24 protein-coding genes, 1 tRNA gene and 2 pseudogenes are annotated in these 23,461 nt (G+C 64.7%); 17 read left to right on the forward strand and 10 right to left on the reverse strand.

The genetic code is table 11. From position 1 onward, the window contains the following. The first annotated feature begins 16 nt into the window (after positions 1–16). From AB0F17_RS24585 to AB0F17_RS24595, 3 genes and pseudogenes are all read left to right on the forward strand, one after another. Positions 17–598: a dihydrofolate reductase family protein gene (locus AB0F17_RS24585; RefSeq protein WP_328624473.1), complete on the forward strand. Its 582-nt coding sequence runs from the start codon at positions 17–19 to the stop codon at positions 596–598. A gap of 124 nt (positions 599–722) precedes the next feature. Further along, positions 723–1,439: pseudogene (locus tag AB0F17_RS24590) on the forward strand (transposase); the annotation flags it as partial. 646 nt (positions 1,440–2,085) lie between these two features. Next, positions 2,086–2,310, forward strand: a pseudogene (locus AB0F17_RS24595) (pentapeptide repeat-containing protein); the annotation flags it as partial. Between the two features lie 238 nt (positions 2,311–2,548). On the opposite strand, the gene AB0F17_RS24600 reads toward AB0F17_RS24595, so the two are convergent. After that, on the reverse strand, positions 2,549–2,821 hold the full coding sequence (locus AB0F17_RS24600; protein WP_358027082.1) for a hypothetical protein: 273 nt from the start codon (positions 2,819–2,821) through the stop codon (positions 2,549–2,551). Positions 2,822–3,260: 439 nt separating this feature from the next. Between AB0F17_RS24600 and AB0F17_RS24605 the strand changes: the two genes are divergently transcribed. Then, positions 3,261–4,088 carry a hypothetical protein gene (locus tag AB0F17_RS24605; protein ID WP_358026709.1) on the forward strand — a complete coding sequence of 276 codons (828 nt, stop codon included), beginning with the start codon at positions 3,261–3,263 and terminating at the stop codon, positions 4,086–4,088. Here the strand turns inward: AB0F17_RS24605 and AB0F17_RS24610 are convergent. The 3 genes from AB0F17_RS24610 to AB0F17_RS24620 all read right to left on the reverse strand — a co-directional run bounded on the left by AB0F17_RS24610 (position 4,051) and on the right by AB0F17_RS24620 (position 6,628). Then, on the reverse strand, positions 4,051–4,809 hold the full coding sequence (locus AB0F17_RS24610; RefSeq protein WP_358026711.1) for an AAA family ATPase: 759 nt from the start codon (positions 4,807–4,809) through the stop codon (positions 4,051–4,053). The two genes, AB0F17_RS24605 and AB0F17_RS24610, sit on opposite strands and share 38 nt — an antisense overlap. Further along, on the reverse strand, positions 4,748–5,188 hold the full coding sequence (locus tag AB0F17_RS24615) for a hypothetical protein (RefSeq protein ID WP_358026714.1): 441 nt from the start codon (positions 5,186–5,188) through the stop codon (positions 4,748–4,750). The genes AB0F17_RS24610 and AB0F17_RS24615 overlap by 62 nt, the downstream gene beginning before the upstream one ends. 504 nt (positions 5,189–5,692) lie before the next feature. Continuing rightward, complete coding sequence (locus AB0F17_RS24620) at positions 5,693–6,628, reverse strand: winged helix-turn-helix domain-containing protein (protein ID WP_358026717.1); 936 nt, start codon at positions 6,626–6,628, stop codon at positions 5,693–5,695. A gap of 440 nt (positions 6,629–7,068) precedes the next feature. Here AB0F17_RS24620 and AB0F17_RS24625 point away from each other — a divergent pair, with 440 nt between their 5' ends. The 7 genes from AB0F17_RS24625 to AB0F17_RS24655 all read left to right on the forward strand — a co-directional run bounded on the left by AB0F17_RS24625 (position 7,069) and on the right by AB0F17_RS24655 (position 13,145). Beyond that, positions 7,069–7,596, forward strand: a complete 528-nt coding sequence (locus AB0F17_RS24625) for an SMI1/KNR4 family protein (protein WP_358026720.1) — start codon at positions 7,069–7,071, stop codon at positions 7,594–7,596. Positions 7,597–7,935: 339 nt separating this feature from the next. Further along, the gene (locus AB0F17_RS24630) at positions 7,936–8,103 is read left to right on the forward strand and encodes a hypothetical protein (RefSeq protein WP_358026722.1); all 168 of its coding nucleotides are present in this window, start codon (positions 7,936–7,938) and stop codon (positions 8,101–8,103) included. A gap of 173 nt (positions 8,104–8,276) precedes the next feature. Further along, positions 8,277–9,806, forward strand: coding sequence for an amino acid adenylation domain-containing protein (locus tag AB0F17_RS24635; protein ID WP_358026724.1), 1,530 nt, complete (start codon positions 8,277–8,279; stop codon positions 9,804–9,806). Then, complete coding sequence (locus AB0F17_RS24640) at positions 9,803–11,083, forward strand: hypothetical protein (protein WP_358026726.1); 1,281 nt, start codon at positions 9,803–9,805, stop codon at positions 11,081–11,083. The genes AB0F17_RS24635 and AB0F17_RS24640 overlap by 4 nt, the downstream gene beginning before the upstream one ends. 32 nt (positions 11,084–11,115) lie before the next feature. Next, a complete protein-coding gene (locus tag AB0F17_RS24645; RefSeq protein ID WP_358026729.1) occupies positions 11,116–11,892 on the forward strand; it encodes an enoyl-CoA hydratase-related protein in 777 nt (258 codons plus the stop codon). A 24-nt stretch (positions 11,893–11,916) separates the two neighbouring features. Beyond that, positions 11,917–12,426 (forward strand): sigma-70 family RNA polymerase sigma factor, encoded by a 510-nt coding sequence (locus tag AB0F17_RS24650; protein ID WP_358026731.1) that lies wholly within the window; start codon positions 11,917–11,919, stop codon positions 12,424–12,426. Continuing rightward, positions 12,426–13,145: a zf-HC2 domain-containing protein gene (locus tag AB0F17_RS24655; protein WP_358026733.1), complete on the forward strand. Its 720-nt coding sequence runs from the start codon at positions 12,426–12,428 to the stop codon at positions 13,143–13,145. Before AB0F17_RS24650 ends, AB0F17_RS24655 begins: the two co-directional genes overlap by 1 nt. Positions 13,146–13,533: 388 nt before the next feature. On the opposite strand, the gene AB0F17_RS24660 is transcribed toward AB0F17_RS24655, so the two are convergent. The 3 genes from AB0F17_RS24660 to AB0F17_RS24670 form a co-directional block, all read right to left on the reverse strand. Next, positions 13,534–14,388: a Fic family protein gene (locus AB0F17_RS24660; protein WP_358026735.1), complete on the reverse strand. Its 855-nt coding sequence runs from the start codon at positions 14,386–14,388 to the stop codon at positions 13,534–13,536. A gap of 939 nt (positions 14,389–15,327) precedes the next feature. Further along, positions 15,328–15,939, reverse strand: a complete 612-nt coding sequence (locus tag AB0F17_RS24665; protein WP_358026739.1) for a hypothetical protein — start codon at positions 15,937–15,939, stop codon at positions 15,328–15,330. A gap of 418 nt (positions 15,940–16,357) precedes the next feature. Then, positions 16,358–17,647: a hypothetical protein gene (locus tag AB0F17_RS24670; protein WP_358026742.1), complete on the reverse strand. Its 1,290-nt coding sequence runs from the start codon at positions 17,645–17,647 to the stop codon at positions 16,358–16,360. 143 nt (positions 17,648–17,790) lie between these two features. Between AB0F17_RS24670 and AB0F17_RS24675 the strand changes: the two genes are divergently transcribed. The 3 genes from AB0F17_RS24675 (at position 17,791) to AB0F17_RS24685 (ending at position 19,266) form a co-directional block, all read left to right on the forward strand. Continuing rightward, on the forward strand, positions 17,791–17,997 hold the full coding sequence (locus AB0F17_RS24675; protein ID WP_358026744.1) for a hypothetical protein: 207 nt from the start codon (positions 17,791–17,793) through the stop codon (positions 17,995–17,997). Then, positions 17,994–18,281: a hypothetical protein gene (locus AB0F17_RS24680; protein WP_358026747.1), complete on the forward strand. Its 288-nt coding sequence runs from the start codon at positions 17,994–17,996 to the stop codon at positions 18,279–18,281. The genes AB0F17_RS24675 and AB0F17_RS24680 overlap by 4 nt, the downstream gene beginning before the upstream one ends. Before the next feature lie 250 nt (positions 18,282–18,531). Beyond that, entirely contained in the window at positions 18,532–19,266 is a 735-nt protein-coding gene (locus tag AB0F17_RS24685; protein ID WP_358026750.1) for a GntR family transcriptional regulator, read from the forward strand. 44 nt (positions 19,267–19,310) lie between these two features. Here the strand turns inward: AB0F17_RS24685 and AB0F17_RS24690 are convergent, their stop codons facing one another. After that, positions 19,311–19,736 (reverse strand): hypothetical protein, encoded by a 426-nt coding sequence (locus AB0F17_RS24690; RefSeq protein ID WP_358026753.1) that lies wholly within the window; start codon positions 19,734–19,736, stop codon positions 19,311–19,313. Between the two features lie 713 nt (positions 19,737–20,449). After that, positions 20,450–20,845, reverse strand: coding sequence for a hypothetical protein (locus AB0F17_RS24695; protein ID WP_358026755.1), 396 nt, complete (start codon positions 20,843–20,845; stop codon positions 20,450–20,452). A gap of 482 nt (positions 20,846–21,327) precedes the next feature. Between AB0F17_RS24695 and AB0F17_RS24700 the strand changes: the two genes are divergently transcribed. From AB0F17_RS24700 to AB0F17_RS24710, 3 genes are all read left to right on the forward strand, one after another. Further along, a complete protein-coding gene (locus AB0F17_RS24700; protein WP_358026758.1) occupies positions 21,328–21,732 on the forward strand; it encodes a hypothetical protein in 405 nt (134 codons plus the stop codon). Between the two features lie 225 nt (positions 21,733–21,957). After that, positions 21,958–22,728: a hypothetical protein gene (locus tag AB0F17_RS24705; RefSeq protein ID WP_358026761.1), complete on the forward strand. Its 771-nt coding sequence runs from the start codon at positions 21,958–21,960 to the stop codon at positions 22,726–22,728. A 211-nt stretch (positions 22,729–22,939) separates the two neighbouring features. Next, positions 22,940–23,296 carry a tyrosine-type recombinase/integrase gene (locus AB0F17_RS24710; protein ID WP_358026763.1) on the forward strand — a complete coding sequence of 119 codons (357 nt, stop codon included), beginning with the start codon at positions 22,940–22,942 and terminating at the stop codon, positions 23,294–23,296. Between the two features lie 77 nt (positions 23,297–23,373). Here AB0F17_RS24710 and AB0F17_RS24715 read toward each other — a convergent pair. Beyond that, a tRNA-Thr gene (locus AB0F17_RS24715) sits at positions 23,374–23,446 on the reverse strand. Between the last annotated feature and the right edge of the window lie 15 nt (positions 23,447–23,461).

The raw sequence follows: 23,461 nt of genomic DNA on the forward strand, positions 1-23,461 counted from the left end.
AACAGAGGAGGAATCCATGGGGAAAGTGGTCATGAACGCGTCGGTTTCGGTGGATGGTTACATCGCGGCTGAGAACGACGACCCCGGTCCGATCTTCGAGTGGCTGGTCAGCGGTGACGTGCCGTTGGACGACAGTGGCGTTCTGAAGGTGTCGCAGGCTTCGTTCGACTACGTCCGGCCGTACTGGGACGAGGTCGGGGTGACCATTTCCGGCCGTCACGCCTTCGACATCACCGACGGCTGGGATGGGACGCCTCCGAGTGGGATCGACCATGTGGTCGTGGTGAGTCACCGTGGTGCGCCCGAGGGCTGGGACCTCCAGGCGCCGTTCCACTTTGTCGACGGCATCGAGGCGGCCGTGGCCAAGGCGCGGGAGCTTGCGGGTGACCGCACTGTCGAGTTCGCTGCTGGCGACGTCGGCGGCCAGGCGCTCGCCGCAGGTTGGGTCGACGAGGTACGCATGGACGTCGCACCCGTCGTGCTCGGGTCCGGTAAGCGTTACTTCGGCTCCGTCGACGCGCAGCACCTGCTGGAAGGCCCAGACGTAGTTGTTCAGGGCAACCGGGTGCTTCACCTGCGCTATCGGGTGCGCCGTTGACCGATCTGAGTGGGTAGGCGAAGAAGACCGCTGCGACTGTGACACGAGATCGGGCGTCCGGCTGCGTTTGTGCATCGCTGCCCCGGGACGGAAGTCGTGGTCTTCCAGATTGGCACACCTCGACTTGTCTGACGCTACCTTTGCCTGCCCTGACCTGACCAAGTTCTGCCAGCTCGATGAGCTCGGTCTGGCCGTCACCGGCCAACGACTCAGGCCCGACCGTGCGGTGCTGGCATGCCGGGTCGTCGAGCCGGACCAGTGGTGCCGTCGCTGTGGTTGCGAAGGCGTACCGCGCGACACCGTGACCCGGGAGCTGGCCCACGAGCCGCTGGGCTGGCGGCCGACGACGCTCGTGGTGACCGTGCGCCGCTACCGGTGTACCGCTTGCGGTCACGTGTGGCGCCAGGACACCAGCCTCGCGGCTGAGCCGCGAACGAAGCTGTCGCGTCGCGGGCTGCGGTGGGCACTCAAGGCGATCGTGTGCCAGCACCTGACCGTGGCCCGAGTCGCCGAGGGACTCGGCGTCGCGTGGACCACTGCCAACGACGCTGTCCTGGCCGAAGGCAAGCGGGTGCTGATCAACGACGAGAACCGCTTCGACGGTGTCAACGCGCTCGGGGTAGACGAGCACGTGTGGCGCCACACCCGCCGCGGCGACAAGTTCGTCACCGTGATCGTCGATCTCACCGCCGTCCGTGATGGCACAGGTCCCGCCCGGCTGCTCGACATGGTTGAGGGCCGCTCCAAGCACGCGTTCAAGTCCTGGCTCGCCGACCGCGACGAGGCCTGGCGCGACGCCGTGGACGTGGTCGCGATGGACGGCTTCACCGGCTTCAAGACTCTCGCCGGTGGCGGCGTCGGCTGTCCGCACGAAGGGCGGAATCCGGCCCGGTTGCACGATGAGCGCGTTCTCCCTGCCTTCCGCGTTCCACGACTCCTCGGATTCGTTGTCCATGAACAGGTAAGCCATCCGAATCTGCCGGCCGGGCAACGGAACTGCCCGATGAACCCCATGAGACGCTCGTGCCGCCAGCAGAGCGGCCACTGCGGTTCCTCCAACCAGACGGGCTGACCACCGAGTTTGGTCCAGTACTCGTCGATCGCCTCGTCAGCGTGAGAGAAAATTATCTTGTACGCGAGGTCATCACCGTCGATCACCGAGTCATCCTATGGCGACACTCCGACCTGGCTGACTATAGAAGTGCCGGCTGACATCCGATGGAAGGGGAGTTCGTCGGCGTCACTAAGTTCAGGATCGCGGCGTCACCTTCAAGAGGGAATGCCTGCCGAATTGCTGGCGGTCGCACCAGGCGCAGGAGCGTTGGACTCCAGTACCGGCTCGTCCTGCAGTTTGTCGGATGGGACTGCCAGACTCCGCATATGCATGATCTCGTTCATTCGGCGAACACCATTGCAGCCGGTCCACCCGGCGCGGTGAGACGCTCCGCGGACACGCGTTCCGATCGCAGTCGTGGCAGGCGGCCCACATGAGCGCATTTGAGCAATACAGCCTCCAGCCCAGTTCAGAGGCATGGGACCCTGCGTGGATCGCGCGCGGCGAGCTTCGCGGTCAGCGGTTCGAATTGCCCACCGGAGTGTCGAGCGTGACCTTCGATCGGGCACGGCTGGTGAACGTGGACTTCTCCGGAACGCGGTTCGCCGAGTTCACCGTTCACGGCAGCGAATTCGAGGAATGCGACTTCACCAACGCTATCTTCGAGCAACTGTCGATGGGCACGACCTGCGTGCGAGGGACATGGGACGGTGCCGGCTGGCCGCAGTCAGTCTTTCGCGGTAGCGTGTTCCGGCGCACCCGCTTCGCGCCCTCCACGTTCTTCGGCAACGTCCGCTTCGAGAGGTGCACTTTCGACCGGTCTCGACTGAGAGACCAGACGTCCACCTTCGAAGCAGAGTTCGTCGACTGCGTCTTCCTCGGTCGCGTGCGGAACATCAACTTCTGGGGGCGTTGTGCGAGCTCCTGTTCACCCAGGCCGGAATACGGCTCACGTGGTTCCATCCGTGCGGGTTCAGTACTTCCAACGCAACGAACCCTTTGCGCCAGACGAAGTCGTCGGCCGAGCCCTGCCAGCGCTCCACCACCTCCCGGGCACGCGTCTCGAACTCGTCAAGCGAGGCGCCATGGGATGGGCCGGGCGAGGGTTGAGGAACCCCACCGGAGGACAGGAGCAGCATCAGGGACAGACACGCGATCACTTTTCGCACGAGACCTCCTCCACTCCATGATCAGCTAACGCCCGACGCCTCTGCTTGGCTTTCCGGGCTTTACGATCTCTCCTGGAGACGCACTCGGCCAGCCCTCTCATCCGGTGCCAAGGACCGACGAAGTCGGTCCTTGGCAGCGATCGCCCTAGCCACCAACGGCGGGTACCGACGTGAGCGATCCCTACCTTTTTCGTGGGTCGTCCTGGATATCTCGCCGCAGCGTGCCGAACAGGGCTTGCCTTCCTGGAAATGGCCATCTCTGCCAGCCCTAACCCGAAAATACGAGAGCGGACGCAAGGACTACCCCCGCCCGCCTTCATCGAGGGCTATCACCACTTGGGATCACCGGCCTGCACCGGATTGTTACAAGAAATCCCTTATATCGCCAACACCACTCTCTTACTCTTTTCCCTGCCATATCCCCCAAGCAAGGATGCTAATGAAGCTCTTCTTCGCAGGCCTCGTGGCAACGGCCGCGGCCGTGTGCGCGGTGGCCGTACCTGCTCAGGCGGCATCCGTCGCATCCGTGCAGGCCGCTCCAGTAGACCCGGTGAAAGCCCTGAAAGCCCAGCTGGCCCCAGGCAAAGGCGTAAAGATCACCGAAGCAAGCGGCATCACCCTCGATTTCACCGCCGACGACCGGACTATGCAGGTACGGGTGAGCACCCACACGGTCGGCACCCTGGCTTTCGGCAAAGGCAACGCAGCAGCTGCCGACCTCCGTGTCCGCATGTCTTCACGCCAGAAAGGGCCCAACCCTCCCTACCGGGTCATCGCTGAGGGCAGAAACGCCTACGTGACCAACTCCGGCATCGCCAAGGCGCTGCCTTCCGGTCGTTCCTGGATCCAGTCGAGGGCCAGTGGGCACGAAAACGCTCTCCTCGACGTGGGCGTCACTCCAGCGGAACTGCAGTTCATGCTGGACAACGCATCAGAAGTAGCGACTGGCCAATATGAGGGCACCGCCACACTCGCTGACTTCCGGCACGACAAGTCCGCTGGGAAAGGCGACGTCGAGTTCCACCTGTACTTCGATGAACACAACCTGCTCACCCGCACGGTCGTCGACACGACGGCCTACCCGGACGACGACAGCGCGGCCTATGACCAGATGCTCTTCCACACCGATACCAAGTATTCGGGCTGGGGCGCCAAGGTGAAGATCGCTGCACCGGCGGCCAGCAAGGTCATCAGCGAGAAGAAACTCAACGCGAAGACCCGCAAGGCCGTCATAAAGGCTGGCTATCCGGAGAGCGGCCCCTTCTAACCTGCGCCAAGAAGGAATCGACGTCGGCGGGCAAACCTGTGTACATGTTTGCTTGACGGCGTTGACCGGCCCGGAACATCTCCAGCGCGCGGCGTTCGAGGGGGTCGCGCTGCCGGCGGTTGTGCCGCAGTACCAGCCCATCGACTTGCCGGTGGATGGCGGCGAAGCCGCCGCCGACGCCGATGGCTCGCAGTTGCTTGGGGTCCCCCAGGAGCGCACAAAGGGACGCTGATCGCCGGGCTCGTCCAGCTGACGGCGGGCGGCGCCCGTCGGCGGCCGCCTCCGAATACCCCACCCTGGTCGCCGCCCGCGTCATCGCAGCCCTCGGCGGAGCGATCTTCGGCCCCGCCGGATCCCTCATCGTCCCCGAATGCAGGAAGCAGGCCCTCGCCACCGTGTTGGGCGTCGTGTTCATGAGTCTCTTCCTGGTCTGACGATGAACGGCTCGCGGGGTCGTAGGCTCGATGCAGCGCTGCCCGCGAGCCGGTTCAGGTGGCTGTGATCGGAACTTGCAGCGGGTAAAGTTCCGATCACCAATCAGTCGCCTCGTCGGGGAAGCCGTCGCCGTTGGCGTCGGGGGCCCGGGGCGCTCTCGGCGCCGGTCATGGTGCAGCCATACTTCTCGGCATAGCCGTGCGGGTACACGCCTCGGGATTGGATCACCACCAAGGGGTGGAGGCGGCCGCAGAGTTGCCACAATCTGTGATGGGAAGTGCGACATAGCAGGCCCGGAAAGCGCGGGTCGAGCTGCTACTCGTGGGGTAACCGGCGGTGTAGTTACGTTCGCCGGCACGATAGTACGAGTATCCGTCTGCGACACGGTCGCCGGTGATGTCGACTTCGAAGCGGATGTAGTCCAAAGGCGAGTAACCGAGTATGCGTCCCCATCCGTACTGCGTACCGTTGCACGAACCGTAACGGATCTGGACCGTGCGGCCGTTAACGGATATCGGGCCCGGCGCCGTCTGGATATTGGAGCAGATGCTGGGGTCTTCCAGCCATGGTGCATCGGCGTGCGCGGTTCCCATGGCGAAAATGGATAAGGGCAGAGTTAACGCAGCAACCCCTGCTAGACGGCGTATCCTCTGGATTTTGAACATGCCTCATCGCTCCTTTGTAGAGTACTGAAATTTTTGCGAAGACGACTTGCTTGCCGGATTTCGATCACGGATCTGGCACGTCCTTCCCAGCCGTCGCCGCTACAGAGGTAGCCGGTCACGCTGGGCTTCACGGACCCGTGAGGAGTTGACGAGCGCGTCGGTCCCTGTCCATGTCGCGCGCGTCAGGTGCTGAAGGTCTGGCAGCCCAGTCGGTCGGGCCTGGCATTCCCCGGCAGTGGCCTGCCGTGACCTGGGCCGTGCTCGCAGACGGGACGGCGGCCCCTCGCCGCGCCCGACAACGCTGCTACGGCCGCGGTGAGCGTACGGCGACTGCTGGGGTTCCCGAAGTCAGCCTCGCTTTCCTCTGCTGGGGGTGGTGCTCGGTTGTTTTCTGCCGCCAGCCGTGGAATTGCTGGTCACTTGCAGCATGGCAGCCCGGTCGCCGGACAGTCGACGCTGTTCAGGCACCGTCGAAAGTTGCTGCTTGGCAGGGTTTGATCTCTATTAGGCGAGCGGGGTCTTCGCGGTGAGCGCTGCGCCGAGGGGGGTCAACGTGTGGATCACGGTATTGCGGTGGCGCCGGGTGACGATCAGTCGGGCGTCGCGCAGAACGGAGGCGTGCTGGCTGGCGGAGGCCATGGAGGTGCCGGTGCGACGGCTGAGTTCGGTGGTGGTGCATCCCTCGTTGATGGCGCGCAGGACGGCCGCTCGCGTGGTTCCCAGCAGCGCCGCGAGTGGCCGATCGGCCGATGGCGCACCGGAGTCGGCAGGGGTGATGCCGAGCCTGTGGGCGACGGGGTAGACCAGCACGGGGAGAAGTTCGGGGTCGGCGAGGGTGACCGGGGTGCGCCAGCAGAAGAACGAGGGCACCAGCAGCAGTCCGCCGCCGTTGAGATATAGGTCTTGATCGATGGGATAGTCCGCCTCCAGGATGGGAGGACGCCATCGCAGGGCAGGCCCGATGCCGTTCAGCAGGCCGTCGAGACCGTCGTTCAGAAACGCGTGTGACCCGCGGGCACGCTCGGCCGCGAACTCGCTCTGGATCACATCCCAGAACGGTGCGATCAACGTCTGGTAGAAGGTGTAGAAGGCCGAGCGGACGCCTCGGGCGGTCTCCGCGTCGCCGGTCGCCCAGCGATGGCACCAGCCAGGCAATGCCTTGACCGCGGCCAGGGTCGCGAGTTCGTCGCGGAGGCGGCCGCGAGGTGTGGACAGCAGAGTGTCGATGCCCTCCTCCACCGATGAGGTTCCCTCTGCGGGGGTCAGGAAGTCGGGGAAATATCTCGCGTCGGGTGCCAGCGTCACCACCAGGCGCGCCCAGGTGCCGAGGTGCCTGTGCGCATAGCGGCGCCAGCTTCGAAACGTCACCATGCCCTCGCGGTTCTGCAGCAGGTGGGCGCTGAGGGTGATCTCCCACATCGGGTCAGGGCCGCCTGCCATGCGCGTGCGACGTAAATCTTCAGAGGTGAAGTGGATTCGCAGCACTCTTTACCCCGGAGAGTTGGATGATCTTGCCGACCGTTCCACGCCGAGTTTCGTCAACAACCCGCCCATGAAACATGGGCGTAGGCCACGGATCGAGCTCGGTCGGTGCGCTTATTCCTTGGCTTCGCCGCACTGGAAGCTCTCGAGGCAACGACTCCACGTTGCGCCACTTCCACTAGGCATGTCAGAGCTGTACTAAAATCGAAATTAGTCAATACGTCCGCCAATTGCAATAACTGTCGATAGCTCGGCTTGTCCCGGGTCGATGGTGGGCGGGATGATCAGGCTTCCACCTCAATCACTTACGGAGCTCAGACTCTGCGCGGCGATCATCCCGGAGTCGGAGCGCCCCCGCCGGAGGCTGGTTTGTCGGGTTGTCTCGCTACAGTCAGCGCGTGACTGATCAGAGCGCGTTGGAGCGGCTTATCGCTCTTGTGCCCCCGCCGCCGAACCCGAAGTTCGCTTTGGGAAGCTGGGAGGAGTTGTTCGCCGAGTTGGACACGAAGTTGCCGGCGGACTATGTGGCGCTCATTGACGCCTACGGATCGATTGCGTTCTCCGAGTGGTTGGGAGTGGGGGATCCCCGGCGGGACAAATGGGGAGCGACCATGGTCACCGATGCCCGGGAGACGGGCGATCTTTATCGCTCTTTCAGGTCACAGTCGCCGGAGGAGTACCCGTTCGCGGCCTGGCCGGAGCCTGGCGGCTTCCTGCCGTGGGGAGGCTCCATCGATGGTGACTATCTGGGCTGGCTGACCGAGGGTGACCCTGAACTGTGGCCGGTGGCGGTCTGGCCGCGCCATTCAGATGATCATCGGATTATCAATTTGACCATGACAGAAGTTCTAGCGGGCTGGTTCTCGGGTGATCTCGTCGGTGGTGACCTACTCGATCTGGCTCCAGTGGACTGTCAGCCTTGGTAGTGCAGGTCGTGGTTGCAGCTTGCAGGAGGTGACAGAAGCGGTAGGCCGCTCGGCTGACTGGCTGTTGCGGCGGTGCGCCGCCAAGGTCGGCGGGCTCCGCTGGACCGGTGGGGGCGTGGTACGACTACGGCCCGGGTCGCCGCCGGCCGGAACCGGCCCCCGGCCGCACGCCCGGGCGGCGGTCGGCAGAGGGCCGGGTTCGGCGGCGCGGCGCGCCGCCGTCTTGATCCCAATGAAAACAATTCGGCAAGCTCGGCAAGGGACCCGTGTCGACTGGTCGCGTGACTCTGGTGGTGGTTAGAGGGGGTCGGTTTCGCCGAGGAGGAGGGCGGAGCCGATGTGTTGCCAGTTCCAGAGGCGTTCGGGGCCGTGCTGGATGACGAGGCTGACGGAGTCGAGGGTGAGTTCGCGGGCTGGGAGGCTGGGGGCCTCGTACCACGCGAGCTGCCGACGACGCCACCGGCGGCCTCGCCGACCAGGACGTCCTGGTCGGCGAGGCCCGCGTGAAAGCGGTTTGACACCCGGCAGGCGCCGGGGGTGGTTACCGAGACCCCGTCGCAGCCAGGGCGAATCGATTGTGAAAAGTTCACCCATCGTTGAACCGGGTCGGCGGCTACATCGTTTCGAAGATCAGCCAAACGCGGACAGCAAGCTCACGTCGACTCAGCGGGAGACTTCCAGTGACACTGCGTCTGAATCGCTCTGCTCTCGTCGATCTTCCTTCTGCGGATCGGATCCTGTTCCAGAGTTTCGGCGCCGGCCCGGAGGCCGCCCCGGCGTTCGACCGCATTCACCATGCCTTCGAGGCCCACGCCAAGGCCGCGCCGACCGCGATCGCCGTCACTCATCTCGGCGAGAGCATGACCTACCTGGAACTCGACCGCCACGCCGACCGCCTCGCCGCGTCGCTCGCCCACCGTGGCGTGCGTCCCGGCGACCGCGTCGGCCTGTTCATGACACGGTCGATCTCGATGGTCGTGGGCATCCTCGCGATCTTGAAGGTCGGCGCGGCCTACGTGCCGCAGGATGTCCGGATCACCCCGGCCGTCCACCTGCGCCACATTGTCGACACAGCCTCCGTCAAGGTGATCCTGACCTCCTCTGATTCGGCGCCGAGGATCCCCGCCAGCGATCGTCACGAGGTCATCGCGGTGGACGAGGTCCCTCGCTCGGGCGAGTGGTCCTCGCGAGTCCCGGGCGGGTCGGGCGACGTGGCGGTGGTCATCTTCACCTCTGGGACGACCGGCCATCCCAACGGTGTCAACGTGACCCACGCCAACCTGTGCAACATCCTGCTGAACGAGCCGGGCTCCCTGGGAATCGGCCCTGGCACCAGGGTGGCCCAGATCCTCAACATCGCCTTCGACATGGCGGTTTGGGAGATCCTCGGAGCCCTGTCGCACGGCGCCACGCTCGTCATCCGCGGCGACGACATCGAGGAGACCGTGCGCGACGTCGACGTCGTCATCGCCACCCCGGGAATCTTGGGCTCCCTCGACGCCTCTCGGTGCCGCAACGTCAAGGTGGTCGCGGTCGCGGGCGAGCGCTGCCCCCGGCATCTGGCGGACACCTGGTCTCGCTTCAGCGCCTTCCACAACGCGTGCGGACCCACCGAGGTCACCATCGTCAACACGATTCAGCGCTACGATCCGCGGCGCCGCGTCCTGACCATCGGCAGACCGCTGCCCAACACCACGGTCTACATCCTCGACCAGAACGGCAGGCCATGCCCGATCGGCGAGATCGGCGAGATGTGGGCGGGCGGCGCTTGCGTGACTGCGGGCTACGTTGGAAACGACGTCGTGACCATGCAGAGATACCGGCCCGATCCCTTCCGTGGCGGCGGCCACATGATGTTCCGCACTCGCGACCTGGGCCGCTGGACACCGGACGGTGAGCTGGAACACCACGGCCGCACCGACGACCAGGTGAAAGTCAGAGGCTTCCGGGTCGAACTGGACGCGGTCACCGGCGCACTGGAGCTGACCGCGGACTGCGCCCGCGCCACCACGGTCCTGCGCGAGGGCGAGCTGATCGGCTTCGTCAGCCCGGCGAGCGTGGACGTCGAGGCGGCGAGGAAGTCCGTCGAGCAGTCGCTGCCGTACTATTGCGTGCCCTCCCGCGTCGTGGCCGTGGACGAGTTGCCGATGACCGACCGCGGCAAGGTCGACAAGAACGCCCTGCCCGACCTGATCGACGTGGTCGCATGACGGTCGTGCGCTCCTTGTCGGATGCGCTCGAACTGCCTCCGCCGCGCTCGGCGATCAGGATCCTCGGCAGTGGCCGGCGCTGCATGCACTACAACCGGCTCGCCGCCGTCGTGCTGGCCGTCAACACGGGGTTCCTCGTCCACGCGATCACCGCCGACTGGTGGGCCGACCCGAGCACCCTGTCCCTCCTGGTGGTCGCCAATGTCACCCTGGCCGTGCTGATCCGCCAGCAGTACGTCATCAACCTGCTCTTTCGCGTGGCCACCGATGCCCCCGTCCGCTGGCCGCTGGCGATCCGCCGCATTCTGGGCAAGGTCTACCATTTCGGTGGACTACACGTCGGCGGGACGGTCGCGGCCACCCTGTGGTTCGCCTTCCTCGCCGGGGTGATGACTGTGCGCCCCGCCGGGGTCTCCGCAGGACTGCTCACGCTCACGTACGCGATCCTGGCGCTGCTGGTCGCGATGGTGGTCTTCGCGCTGCCCTCGCTGCGGGCGCGGCTCCACAACATGTTCGAGGTCGTGCACCGGTTCGGCGGCTGGACGGTGCTCGCCCTGTTCTGGGCGCATGCGCTGCTGACCACGGCCCACCAGGCGACGTTCTGGGCGCTCACGGCCATCACCCTCAGCGTCGCGCTGCCGTGGCTGCGCCTGCGGCGCGTGCCTGTCCGGATCTCCAGGCCGTCGTCGCACGTGGCCCTGCTCGGGTTCGACTACGGCGTCACGCCGTTCGCGGGCTCGTCGACCACCGTGAGCCGTAACCCGCTGCTTGAGTGGCACTCCTTCGCCAATGTGCCCACCCCCGGCAGGAACGGCTTCCGGCTCACCGTCTCGCGGGCCGGCGACTGGACGGGGTCGCTGATCGACGACGGCCCCTCTCACCTGTGGGTCAAGGGCATACCGACGGCCGGCGTCGGCAACATCGACAAGCTGTTCGCGCGCGTCGTCTGGGTGGCCACGGGCAGCGGCATCGGCCCGTGCCTGCCGCACCTGCTGTCCCGCGACACGCCGTCGCGGCTGGTCTGGTCGACACGGCGCCCCCGCACGACATACGGCGACGAACTGGTGGAGGAGATCCTCGCCGTGCAGCCAGACGCGGTCGTCTGGGACACCGATGCCAAAGGCAAGCCCGACCTGCTGGCCCTGGCCTACCGGGTGTACGTGGAGTTCGACGCCGAGGCGATCATCTGCATCTCCAACAAGAAGACCACATGGCACCTCGTCGAACAACTTGAGATGCGGGGTGTCCCCGCGTACGGAGCGATCTGGGATTCCTGACCTGACAGCGCATGCTCTCTGGAGGACGATCCATGGCTTTCCGAACACTGACGGTCGACGACAACGATGAGATCGTGACGCTCGCCATTGACAGGCCCGGCGTGCTCAACGCCCTGTCCCGGCAGACCCTCACCGAGCTGAAACGCTTCCTCACCGGCCTGACCGGCTTCCGCGGGATGATCCTCACCGGTTCGGGAGAACGCGCCTTCGTCGCCGGTGCCGACATCCGGGAGATGGCGGCGATGACGCCGGAAGAGGGCGAGGAATTCGGCAGGCTGGGCCAGGAGGTCACCCGGCTGATCGAGGCGGCGCCGTTCCCGGTGATCGCCTGCGTGAATGGGTACGCGCTCGGGGGCGGGTGTGAGCTGGCCATGGCCTGCGACTACATCTACGCGACGGCGGACGCCGTATTCGGCCAGCCGGAGGTACGGCTCGGGCTGATCCCCGCCTTCGGCGGATGCGTGCGGCTGCAACGTCACGTCGCCCCCGGCCGGGCCAGGGAGATGATCTACACGGGCCGCAACGTCGATGCCGGGGAGGCCCTGCGGATCGGCCTGGTCAACCGGGTGTTCGTGACCAGGGAGGAGATGCTGGAGGCGGCGTACGAGTCGTTGGCGCTGGTCTCAGCGAACTCACCGATCGCCGTGGCGTTGTGCAAGGAGGCCGTCAACGACTCGCGCGGCCGGGAGATCGGCGCCGCGCTCGACATCGAGGCGCACGCCTTCCGCCGCACGTTCACCAGTGAGGACATGCGCGAGGGCACCCAAGCCTTCCTGAGCAAGCGAAAGCCCGTTTTCCCGGGAAAGTAACCCCCTTCTCACATGGGTGTGGACATGACCGACGCGCATGCGGCACTCCTGCGGGCACTGTACGACGAGCACGCGCCCGCGCTGTGGCGCTTCGTTGTCCGCTTGACCGGCGACAACCAGTTCGCCCATGACGTCGTCCAAGAAACGCTGCTACGAGCGTGGAAGAGTCCGGAGGTCTTCCACAAGGGTGAGACGGCGTCGCGCGCCTGGCTGTACACCGTGGCCAGGAACGTGGTGATCGACCATAGCCGCAGCGCTCGGGTACGCCGGGAGGTCGGCACCGACCGGCTCCCCGAAACGTCCAGCGCCGACCAGATAGACGCCACACTCGACGCCTGGCTGGTCACCGACGCCCTCGCGCAACTGTCGGAGAACCACAGAACCGTCATCGTGCGCACCTACTATGGCGGCGAATCCGTCGCCGAACTCGCCGACGAGCTCGACCTGCCGCCCGGCACGGTGAAATCGAGACTGCACTACGCTCTCAGGGCCCTGCGACTCGCGCTGCAGGAAAGGGGGGTTACCACTCATTGATGGCCTCAACGGATCCGTACTCGGAATGGGACGCGGCGTACGTCATCGGGGCCCTGTCACCCCGCGAACGACTCGAGTACGAAGAGCACCTGAGCGGATGCGCCGCCTGCTCGCAGGCGGTCGCCTCGCTCGCCGGCATACCCGGCATCCTCTCGACCGTCCCGGCGGATCGCGCCCTGCACCCGCCGCACGCCGACCCCTCGCCTGCCGAGGTGCCGGCGAGTCTGCTGCCCGAGCTGATGAACTCCAGCCGGCGGGCCCGGCGGTGGGGCCGGATACGTGCCACCGCGGTCGCCATCGCGGCGGCCCTTGCCGGGGTGATGGCGTCCCCGCTCCTGCCCGAGCGGCAAGAGGCCGCCCTGCCGATGCAGGCGTCCCCGCTCCTGCCCGAGCGGCAGGAGGCCGCCCTGCCGATGCTGCAGACGATTCCCAGCCCTGTCACCGCCGAGGTGCGCGTCATCCAGGAACCCTGGGGCACCCGAGTGGAGTTGACCTGCCGTTACGCCATGCCCGCCGACCCGGCCCCGCCCAAGACGTTCGAGTACGCCATGTACGTCACCGACCTTCTGGGCAGCAGTACCAGGCTTGCCACCTGGATGGCGTCGCCCAACACCACGACTATGCCCGTCGGCACGACCGGGCTGACCATGAAGCAAATCAGGAGCATCGACGTCCGGCTTACCAAGAACGGGCGCATCCTCCTCGACAGGCACCTGTAGCGGCCGACTCCAAGGGCGACGCTCCAGTGAGCGACGCCCCGAGGCTCCCGGGGCGACGTCTCTGGGCCGGCCGATAAGGCCATCCGCGCAGGTCATCCGGCTTGCACGGCTACCACCTACGCTGCCTGGCCGATCTGCCGGTCGGCGGCGTGAAGTGATACCCCCTCCGTGGACGATGACGTGGGTGATTGAGCCCGCAGGCAACGCGCGGTACCTCTTGTACAACTCGGCGACGGTCACCGCGACGGGCGTCACGGCAGTCCCAGAGCCCTTGGGGCACATGGCCCGCTAGCTCCCCAAGGACACCACGGTGCACGCCGGCGCGTCGTTGCCGTTCCTGCTCATCCGCGCATACCAGGAGTCGACGCCGAATGAGCTGTGGCTCACTTTAGAAGAGGGCCGGTGGCCCGGATGGGGAGTCACCGGCAGGATTGGCCTTCCGAGGCTTGGTAGGCCTATGCCTGGACGCGCGGTACGCATCGACCGACTTGCGGGAAGATCTCCACACGCCATCCGGGCCCTGCACCGCGTTGAGGCGCCCCCGCTGGGCGGCCTGGCGTAGAGCGTGGATGCTGAACTCCTCGTCGACCAACGCGGCGAGTGGCACAAGCCTGGCAGGGCCAGCCACGTTGGGGACGATGAAGCGGTTGAGGTTGTCTTCCATGGCGCGAGCGATGAGTTCCCCCAACGCTCCGTAGTCGCCAGCATCAGCCCGGCGGAGGGCGGTGAGGTAGCTCTCGCGCTGTTTCTTGAACACGATGATCGGCGGGTAGCCGAGACGTACCAGGACGAGGTTGAGCACAAGGCGACCGGTGCGTCCGTTGCCGTCTATGAACGGGTGGATGCGCTCAAAGGAGTTGTGGATCCTGGCGAGTCCCTCTGGTAGCGGGTGGCCAAGATCCTCCTTGGCCTCCAGCTTTCTGCCCAGCTCGCAGACATCGTCCGCCCATCCCTGAATCTCGCTGGCGACGAGCATCCAGGAAGGCGGCGTCATCCCCTCCGCGAATGGGTGGATGTCGTGTTCGCGAAAGTTCCCGGGCCTTTCGCGATCAGAGGCCTCGGGGTGCGGGTCGATGTCCCAGACAGGGGTCATGGCCGTGTGGTGGATGTGGCGTAGCTCGCTGAGGCTGAGCAAGTGGCCGTCATTCCATACCTCGGGTTCCAGCGCTTGACCGTAGACCCATTTGGCGGCGTCCGCGTAGCCTTTGACTTCGTTGTACTCGCGGAGGGGCTTGGCACCCACGGCTCGTCCTTGATCGAGCAGTGCCTGCACTTCCTTGAGCACCAGGGTGTTGCCTTCAAGAGCGGTGGAGTGGTGGGCCTCGAGGTGCCAGATATCGGACCAGATCTCTTGGGCTTCGGTAGGGCTGGGCAGGCCGCCGAGGCGCTGGTTAAGTTCCTGGATGGCACGGTCGAGTCGTTCGTAGAATGTGGCCCGGCTCGGACGACCTCTCCCTGCCACTGAATCCCCCGTGTAGACGCTAAATCCGAAGTTTGATAAGCCATCCTAAGACCTAATTGAACTAATCAAACTCGACGCTCCATGGTGCATCGCACGTCCAACGCCGTCCTCCGAAGGGGCTCCAACAGTCGCCGAGCTGGCCTGCCACCTTCACCCAACGCGCGTGGGCCCTTGAGCACCGTGGATGGACCGGGGAGCCCTTGGCAGGCCACATCATCCACGAGCAAGCGGCCACGGCGCCTTCGCCAAGGCCGTCGATGAGCGATGGGAGCCACCCGCTGTCAGCAAGGGTGTTAGCAAGATCTCGACATTGTCCTGACAAACAGGAAACCCCTGACGGCATAACGCCTGTTCAGGGGCTTCCTCTTGTAGAGCCGACGAGGGGAATCGAACCCCTGACCTTCTGTTTACAAGTCCCCAAAGGATCTTCACTGGCGTTCGCAGGCGTCCGCCACCTCGTCTGGCGGCATCCTCACCGTTCGCCTCTGTCCGCCGCAGTTCGTAATCGTCCACTCGGGTGGCTCCCAAAGTGGCTCCCAGAAACCTCGGTGGATCACCTGCTTGCAAATCGGTCTGATCTTCGATTACCACGGCCTCGACCTGGGCGACCGGCAGTCCGCCAGTGACCGTGACTAACCCCTGTTGACCGGCCTTAATGGCACGCTAATGGCACGGCGATCACGTGTGTGGTCACAGGCTCTGTTCTGCCGGACCTCTGTCCTACGGTGTGCGGTCACCGTATTTTTCGATGATCGAACTGAGCGAGCGTGAGCCTGACGGCATCTCCTGCACCAGTGGATCCGGTGAGGTGAAGCCAGTGTGTACGGATCGCATCCATTCGTCGTCGACCACAGCCTGGCATAGCGCTTCGGCGGTGATGAGCGTGGCGAGACCATAACTGTTCTCCCAGGTCTCCCGACCCGCTGGGCTGGCAGCGATCCATTGCTCGACGCTGGCGAGATCAGGAACTGGATACCAGTCCCAATCACTCATGTCGAACTTGACCACCAGGCCGCTTTCCGTCCGATAAGAGACCAAGGCTGGGGCTTCATCGATCCATACAGCGCTCAGGCAGGGGCCGTACTGCGCCAGAATGGGAAGAGCCCCCTCGGTGACAGAATCGACGCGGTAGTCCATGATGACGGTGCCATTGCCGAGGCGCCCGATGAGCATGTCGACGTCGTCTGCGTTGAAGCGTGCCGGCTGAGTGCTCTCGGGTGAGATGTCGTACGCCGCCAGGACGTCGTCAATCTTGGTGGCGGAACACCACGTCAAGTCGACGACCAGCCGGGTTCGCAGGCGAAACCACTCGCGGTAGGTTGAGTCGATCACGGACGTTTCCTCTCAGCTGACACCGCCATGGGCACGCTCAATGATCTTTGCGCATCCACGTGCCGTCCGCCGCCGAACCGCGATCAGCCACGTTGCTCGGTGAGCCAGGGTGAGGAACGAACCCTGGATCGTCGATCGCCCCCAAGCACGTACGGCGTCCAGCCATCCAGTGGCGATCGTAGGGCTGCGTCTGTGCGGCGGTGCGGCAACCCCTGCCGGAGCGTTCGGTTGGTACGGCGCGGCAGGCGTGCGGTGCCCGGCCCGGTTCCCGCCGCCGTCCGGGACCGGCCCCCAGGCCGCACGCCCGGACGGCGGGCGGGCGGAGGGCCGGGGGTACGGCGGCGCGCCGCGCCGCCGCTTGATCCCTACAAGAGCAATTCGGCAATTCGGCAGACCTGCGGGCAGGCCCGCGTCGCGTTCAGTCGAGCAGTTCCGGGCGGCGGCTGGTGAGGGCTCTGCGGGCGGTCACGAGTCGTTCGTGGAACTGCCCGGCGAGGGCTTCTCGTCGGTAGCGCTGCCGTAGTACGCGGTCGAGGTCTCCGGCGCGATTGACGAGGTCGGTGAGGGATCGTCGGTCGATGTCGAAGGCGACCATTCCCTCGTCAACAGCCGCGTCGAGGTCACCGCGTCGGGCGTACACAATCCCAAGGTCTATATGGGCGTCAGCGACGCGCATGGGAGCGTTGGAGGTGCCGTCTGGGCGGGTGTGCATCTGGATGGTTTCGCGGGCGTGTTCTTCGGCCCGGTCGTCGTCGGCGAGCCAGGTGTAGCAGGTGGCTGCGTAGAACACCCACTTGGCGTGGTCGAACACGAAGTGGTGATCCGGGTGGTCGGGCATGGGCAGGCTGCCGAGGACTTCGGCTCCGCGGGTGAGGGCGCGGTCGGCTTCGCGGCGGTCACCGATGCGGGCCAGGCCGCGAGCTTCTTGCAGGGTGAGTTGGACCATGGCGCTGCTGGTGCCGGCTACGGCCTGGCCGGTCCTGGCGGCGGTGACGACGTCTTCGTAGCGGCCTTCGACCAGGGCGAACCACGCCGACATCTCGTGCGCCCAGCCTATGAGCTCACCGTGCCCCACCTGGCGGCCCATCTCGAAAGCGGCACGTCGGGCGGTCTCGGCCTCTTCCCGCTCCCCCAGGTCGTAGTGCACGCACCCCAGCAGGGCAGTGAGCCAGCCGGAGATCACGAGCAACTCGCGGTGCTGGTCAAGGGTGAGACGCCCGGCGAGGAGGTGGTTGATCTGGGCGAGGCGCTTTTGTGTGCGGTCACGCAGGGTGCCTGCGGGCACGACCGGATAGGCGCGGCACAGGAGATCGACGGCCTCGGCTAGAGCCTCCAGTGTGCCCGTTCCCACGTCGGACGCTTGGAGCTGCTGGGCAAGCTGCATCGTCCCGTACAGGTCGGCTTCGGCCCGCAGCGCATCGGCCGGCATCACGGTCGCTTCGATGAGACGGCTGCCTGCCTGCTTGTTGGGCGTGAACCCGAGCGCTTCCGGCTGCACGCCGGTCAGTTGCGTCAGTGCCAGCCGGTAGGGGGTGTGCGGCCACTTGACTTCGCCGGCCTCCCAGCGTCGGACCCGTTCCACGTCGCATAGCAGATGCTCGGCGATGCCTACCGGTGTGGCGTTGATCCGATCCGCCATCTCCGCGCGGGAGAGGTGGTTCTCGTTGCGCCAGGCGCGAAGCCGAACGTTCGGGATGTAGTCGGGCATCTGCGGGTCTTCCTCCCGGCTGGGGGCTCGAAAGGGGGAACAAGGGGGACCGTTCAGGGGTCCTGCTGAGACGCGGTTGCCGGTGGACTTGTCATCAAGCAACCACGGTACGTCACGCGGCCTCCCGCCACAGGGAACGCCGGATGAACGAGGAGATGGTGACGGTGATCCGGCCAGACGAGACCAGCGAGACGTCGCCCTGCCATGCCTGCCGGGGGCGCGGGAGCAAGCTGCGCGACTCGCGTCGCGCGCTCCTCATCGGCGACAGCAACGGAGACGAGATCTCCAGAGGGGAGCGGCAGTGTCTCGACTGCCTCGGAACCGGCCGGGCCGAAAGGAGCGGGAGATGAATTCGATCATGGCGGCGGCAACGGCCGGCTTCACGCACAACGACGAAGAGGGCGACATGCTCATCCGACTGCGTGACCAGCTCACCAACCTCGGCGTCAATGCCGAACTGCGAGACAACAACAGTGCGCTCATGGTGCACCGGCCGCAACTGGGGCTGCCGGTGTGGGTGTTCGTCGGGTACGGCGGGGCCTACTACTCCTGGCAGAGCGCCGAGAAGCGCCACCCGACCAGCGATCCAGCGGGCGCGGCAAACGTCCTGGCGGACTACATCGCCAGGCGATGACGGGCGCGACGAGGCAGGCATGGGCCCCCAGCCGGAGGGGGCGGGTGCTCATCGTTCCTGCCTCGTCGCGTCTTCTCTCCCGGCAGGCAGTTTCAGTGGCATCCCCCGCGGCGTCCTTCCCGGCCCGGCTGCTGTGCTGTCTGCCGGGTTTCTTGCGTACGGCTTCCGCTTGGGCCAACGGCGTGGACACGCGGCGGCAAGCCGGATACGCTCAAACTTGGTAAAACAACCTGTCAGCTGTTGGACGGTCATGATGTCGCTAGAGTCCGTGCCGCCGAAGTATGCGCAGCTTGTGCAGACTCTTCAACGGCGCATCGAGGCTGGAGACTACCCACCGGGCACGCTCCTCCCCAGCGAGAACCAACTCATCCAAGAGTTCAGCGTCTCCCGTCCCACCATCGTCGCCGCCCTTCGTGTGCTGCGCGAGCAGGGCTGGATCGAGTCCCAGCAGGGCAAGGGCCGCTTCGTACGCGGCCGTCCAGCCATGGCCTCCCACGAACAGAAACGCCCCGGACAGGCATACCTCACCAAGCCAGAAACCGAATCCACCGGCGAAATCGTCGAAGTGGGCGCGGTGCCCGTACCGAATCGGGTCGGGGTCTTGCTCGACATACCGCCCAAGAGCAAAGTATTCGTTCGTCGGCGGTTGATCACACGCGATGGCGAACCAACCGAGATGGTGGCGCTCTGGCTACCGTTGGAACTCTCCGAAGGAACGGACCTCACCAGCGGCGAGCCATTGCGACAAGGCTTCCGCGAGCATCTCCAAGCGCGCAAGGACGTCCGCTTCGATCACATCGTGGAGCAGATCACCGCCCGCATGCCCTCGGCCGACGAGGCCAAGCAACTGGCCATGCCAAAAAACAGGCCCCTCCTGGCCGTCTTCGGCGCCGTCCGTGACGCCTCCGGCCGGCCCTTGGCGGTCGTCGAGGTTCTCCTTCCGGCCGACCGGCACGAACTGGAAGACGCCTACCCGATCGCATAGGAATCCATCCGGCTCGACACGCGAGGCCATCGATCCGTTTCGCTCTACATGCAGCGCCAGTCCCAGTCCCAGTCATGGGAGTCGTACACCTCGACAATGACTCGGCGTCCGCCGGCAGGTCCCTCGTCTTCGAAGAACAGGGAGATCATCGCCTTTTCCTCGGCGCCCGCGATCGATGCGCTGCCATAGTGGCGATGGATCTCCTGCGGCGTCAGCGCAGTCTGCAGCGTGATCCTTACGCGATAGTCACAGTAGGCTCCGCTCCCCTTGGCCAGGTTCTTCCCGAAGGTCACGTCACGATCCATCGGAAAGACGTCTCCGGTACGTGGCGGAAGAGGATAGGCGAGGACACGCTCGTACAAGGCTTCGAGGCGGGCGTTGTCCCGCCACACGGGCATCATGACCAAGACGAACACCGCGGCAATCAGCGCGAACACAGCCGTCAGGGGGATCCACAGACTTCGTTTCATGAAGTCGAACCGTAAGGCCCTACGGCAGCCGCACCTACGCCAAATCGGGATCTATCACACCTGAATGGCTCGCCTCGTTCCGGGCGCTCACTCAACCTGCGACGCCCAAGTTCACCTAGGAACTTGACCTACCAAGCTAAACAGAGTCACTCTCGGATCACTCGATAGATTAAGTGTCTGTCAGCCAAGAGAGGACTCCGGCGCGTCGCTCATGCTCCCCAGGACACTCCGCTTCACGTCGTCTCCGCAGTCCTCGGCCACGCGAGCATCGCGATCACCAAGGACATCTACGGACACCTGCTGGAGGGCGACCGCCGCGCCGCGACCGAAGCCATTTCCAGTGCTCTCCTGGGGAAACAGTCCCCGATGGCTCCCAAGGTGGCTCCCAAAGACACCGAAGACACCGGTTGAAGATCGGAAAGCAGAAGGCCCCTGACGGCGTAATGCCTGTTCAGGGGCCTTTCAGTTGCAGATCCGACGAGGGGAATCGAACCCCTGACCTTCTGTTTACAAGCGCAGGGCAGAAGGCCCGTCGATGCGCTACTGGCCTGCTCGAGTGGTGATCGTCGACAGCCGGCATGCGGTCGGGTGAGACGGTGTTGCTGTACGCGGTGCTGTACAGCAGGAAAGAAGCGTCTCCAGCACCGACTCGACCCTTGAATCGTAGGGCGATCGAGCCCTAGGAACACAAGCTGGGCTTCCCTCATCGTGAGTCAGCCGCTGGTCATCCGCAGATCGCCGGCCCAACTCTCTGCGACCACAGTCCCCGAGTCGAACACGAACTCCGCTCCCACCCGCTCGGCGCCGTCCACTCCGCCGCCGAATCGCTCGACAACGCGGATGAGTCGTTCGCCGATGTGCCCCACGAAGGGAATGTCATCCGGGGCGGCGATCACATCGACGCGGCTGCCCAGCTCTTCTATCGCGTAGTTCAGTCCTGGTTCGCCTCGCTCGATCCGAAACGACCAATCGGCGGCTACTTCGACGCCGATGATCACCGACTCCAAGCGAAGCCACACATCGATGACTTCAGGGGTGTTGGTTCCACGCACGAGCTGGGCGATTACCACTCCGATCAGACGCTTGTCCGCCAGACCCGCAAGATCCATGAAATCGGCTGCCTTGCTCTAGTCTCAGTTCCGGGGGGCGATCTATGCCAGGGTACGCGCACCTGAACGGGGTACCCGACGACCGGTAGCAACCGACGCAGTCGGTCTGCGACAGTGATCGCCTCAGCCATCGACAGCAAGTCCGGAAGCGGGCATCGGCACGGCCTCGACCACTTCGATGCGAAGCCACCTAGCCATGATCGTCAACAGGGACGATATTGCCCGTAACCTGCTTCGAGAGTCTCCGAAAGTCCGTGAGCATCCCAGGGCGTGTGCCTCGATCGTCACTCAGTGTGTCACTCAGCAACAACGGGCCCCAGCGCCCGCCCCGTTTCTCTAGCTCAACTGGGACCGCCTCGGTAATCTGGCGTGAATCATCCATGATGCGTCAAACCAGCGGAGAGCATGCGATGTTGTTGCACTGCAGGCGAGTATATCTACTAGCCAGACATCCAATCACTTTCATATGTCTCATAATCACATTGTGCTCCTGCGGCACATTATGGTTTCACAAGACGCTAGAGGTTGACCCTGCAGCCATAAACGATGCTCGCCAGATTGGTGCAGTAGTCCTGCACACCAAATCGGAATACACCTACAAGAACAGTACGCAGATCGACGAAATTTTGGTCATGGACGTTGGAGCATCGGACTTCATGGAAGCCGAGGCAGAAGCGCACTCGCGCCTGATTCAGCAAGGATGGACCGACCTGGGAGCCCACAATGTGGAGTCACGCAAATGGAGATATGTGATTGTGTCGCTTGATTCATTGGATGGCCTGGACGCATATGGCGCCACTCTGCAGGCCGAGATAGAGAAGGCGGTCCAGGCAGCCTCAAAAGAGGCTGGCTCTCTGGTGATCGTGGACCTAGCTCCAATGGAGTAGAGCCAGGCTGACCAATGATTTGGCTCCTGAGGCTGGGTTGGCCTCCGCCCCCGCACTCGCCTCCTGATCACCTCGTACGCCGTCGACTCATCGCCGAGCGGCAGCGGGCCGGGGACGGAGTGTAAAGCTCGGCTTCGCGTGTACGTTCGCCGGTCACCGTTCCTCGATCATGCGTTGTCCTGCGGTCAGAGCCGGGCTTGATATGGAGGAACCGGTCTGCCGGGCTTGCCTGAGTCGATGGTGTGCGAGGCGATCAGCCCCCAGCCACTCATCAACGTTCAGGGCCGTGTGACGATCACCTCGGTGCCGGAGCACTCCCGCCCGAGGCATGCTTTTTGGCCTTTGCTGCTGGCCCGATGGCTGACTTCCTGGATCATGACGACTAGAGTCCTCGACGATCCCCGAGTCATAAGGGGAATCACTACTGCCAGTGGCTGGAAATCGAAGGACACGTTCCTGATGAGAACTACCCTTGCAGGGCTCCCCATGTGGCAGCCGCTCTTTCAAGTCGTCAGGTTGACCATGGCTTTCATGTTTGCCATCCCACTTCTCTCTGGTTGCCGCTCCGAGTTTTTCCCAAGCGAATCACGGGCTGCCTCCGGAGTCGTCGCCGACCTGCGTAGCGCGGGAAAGGTGCTGGCGGCGACCACGACCGAGTGGTACTGGGACGGTCACACCGACATCACCGATGTCCTGGTCGTCGACGTCGGCGCTTCAAGTTCCCGGGGTGCCTTCGACAAGGCGTTGAGCCTCTTACGAAAGCGCGGTTGGGAGGTCAGCGATCCGTCGGTCCTTGGACGCACACAGATGAAGTCGGATAAGTGGGAAGGCGCGTGGGTAGCGGTCGCGCCACTGGCCGGCTACGAGGTCGAGGCTCCAGATGGGTCAAATGAACAACTCGACACTCTGAACGAGGCACTCTTCAACAGACTCCAGGAGCAGAACAGATCGGGGCGCTTGGTGGTCCTGGAAGCCCACCCTGATCCAGACAGCTGATCCTGGACCTTGTCCTCGGCCTCCGCCGTGGCGAAGTTCTCGGGCTGGCGCGGGACTGCGTGGACCTCGTCGGTGAAGAGCTCCACATCGTCCGCCAGCTCGCCAGAGTCGGGGCCAACTCCTACACCGCGACAAGACCAAGACCGACGACTCGTCTGCCTCGCTTCCACTTCTCGGCCTGTGCATCTCGGCTCTGAAGCAGCGTTGCGAGTTGCAAGAGCAGGCCCGCAAGGAGGCTGGCACTAAGTGGAAGGACTCAGACCTGGTGTCCAGCACTCGGTACGGCACGCCCATCGAACCGCGCAACCTCAACCGTGCCTTCGACTCTCACTGCAAGAACGCCGATGTCCCACGCATCCGCGTCCACGACACCCGCCACACCTGCGCCTCGCTCCTGGCCGCTCTCAATGTCCGTCCACGCGTGGCGATGCGGATCCTCAGGCACTCACAGATCAGCGTGACCATGAACGTCTACACTCAGATCCCAAGCCCTGAGACCCGCAAGGCACTCGACCGGCTCAACGCCAGGCTTGCTAACGGTGATCAAGGCCAGGACCACAAACGCTAACGCGGTTGCTGTACCGCACTGCTCTATAGAGATCAAAAGGCCCCTTCCAAGTGCTGGAAAGGGCCTTTGAGCTGCAGAGCCGACGAGGGGAATCGAACCCCTGACCTTCTGTTTACAAGACAGATGCTCTGCCGATTGAGCTACGTCGGCGCGGCCTATCAGTGT

The sequence above is a fragment of the Nonomuraea sp. NPDC026600 genome (assembly GCF_040638335.1).
Taxonomy (GTDB): Bacteria; Actinomycetota; Actinomycetes; order Streptosporangiales; family Streptosporangiaceae; genus Nonomuraea.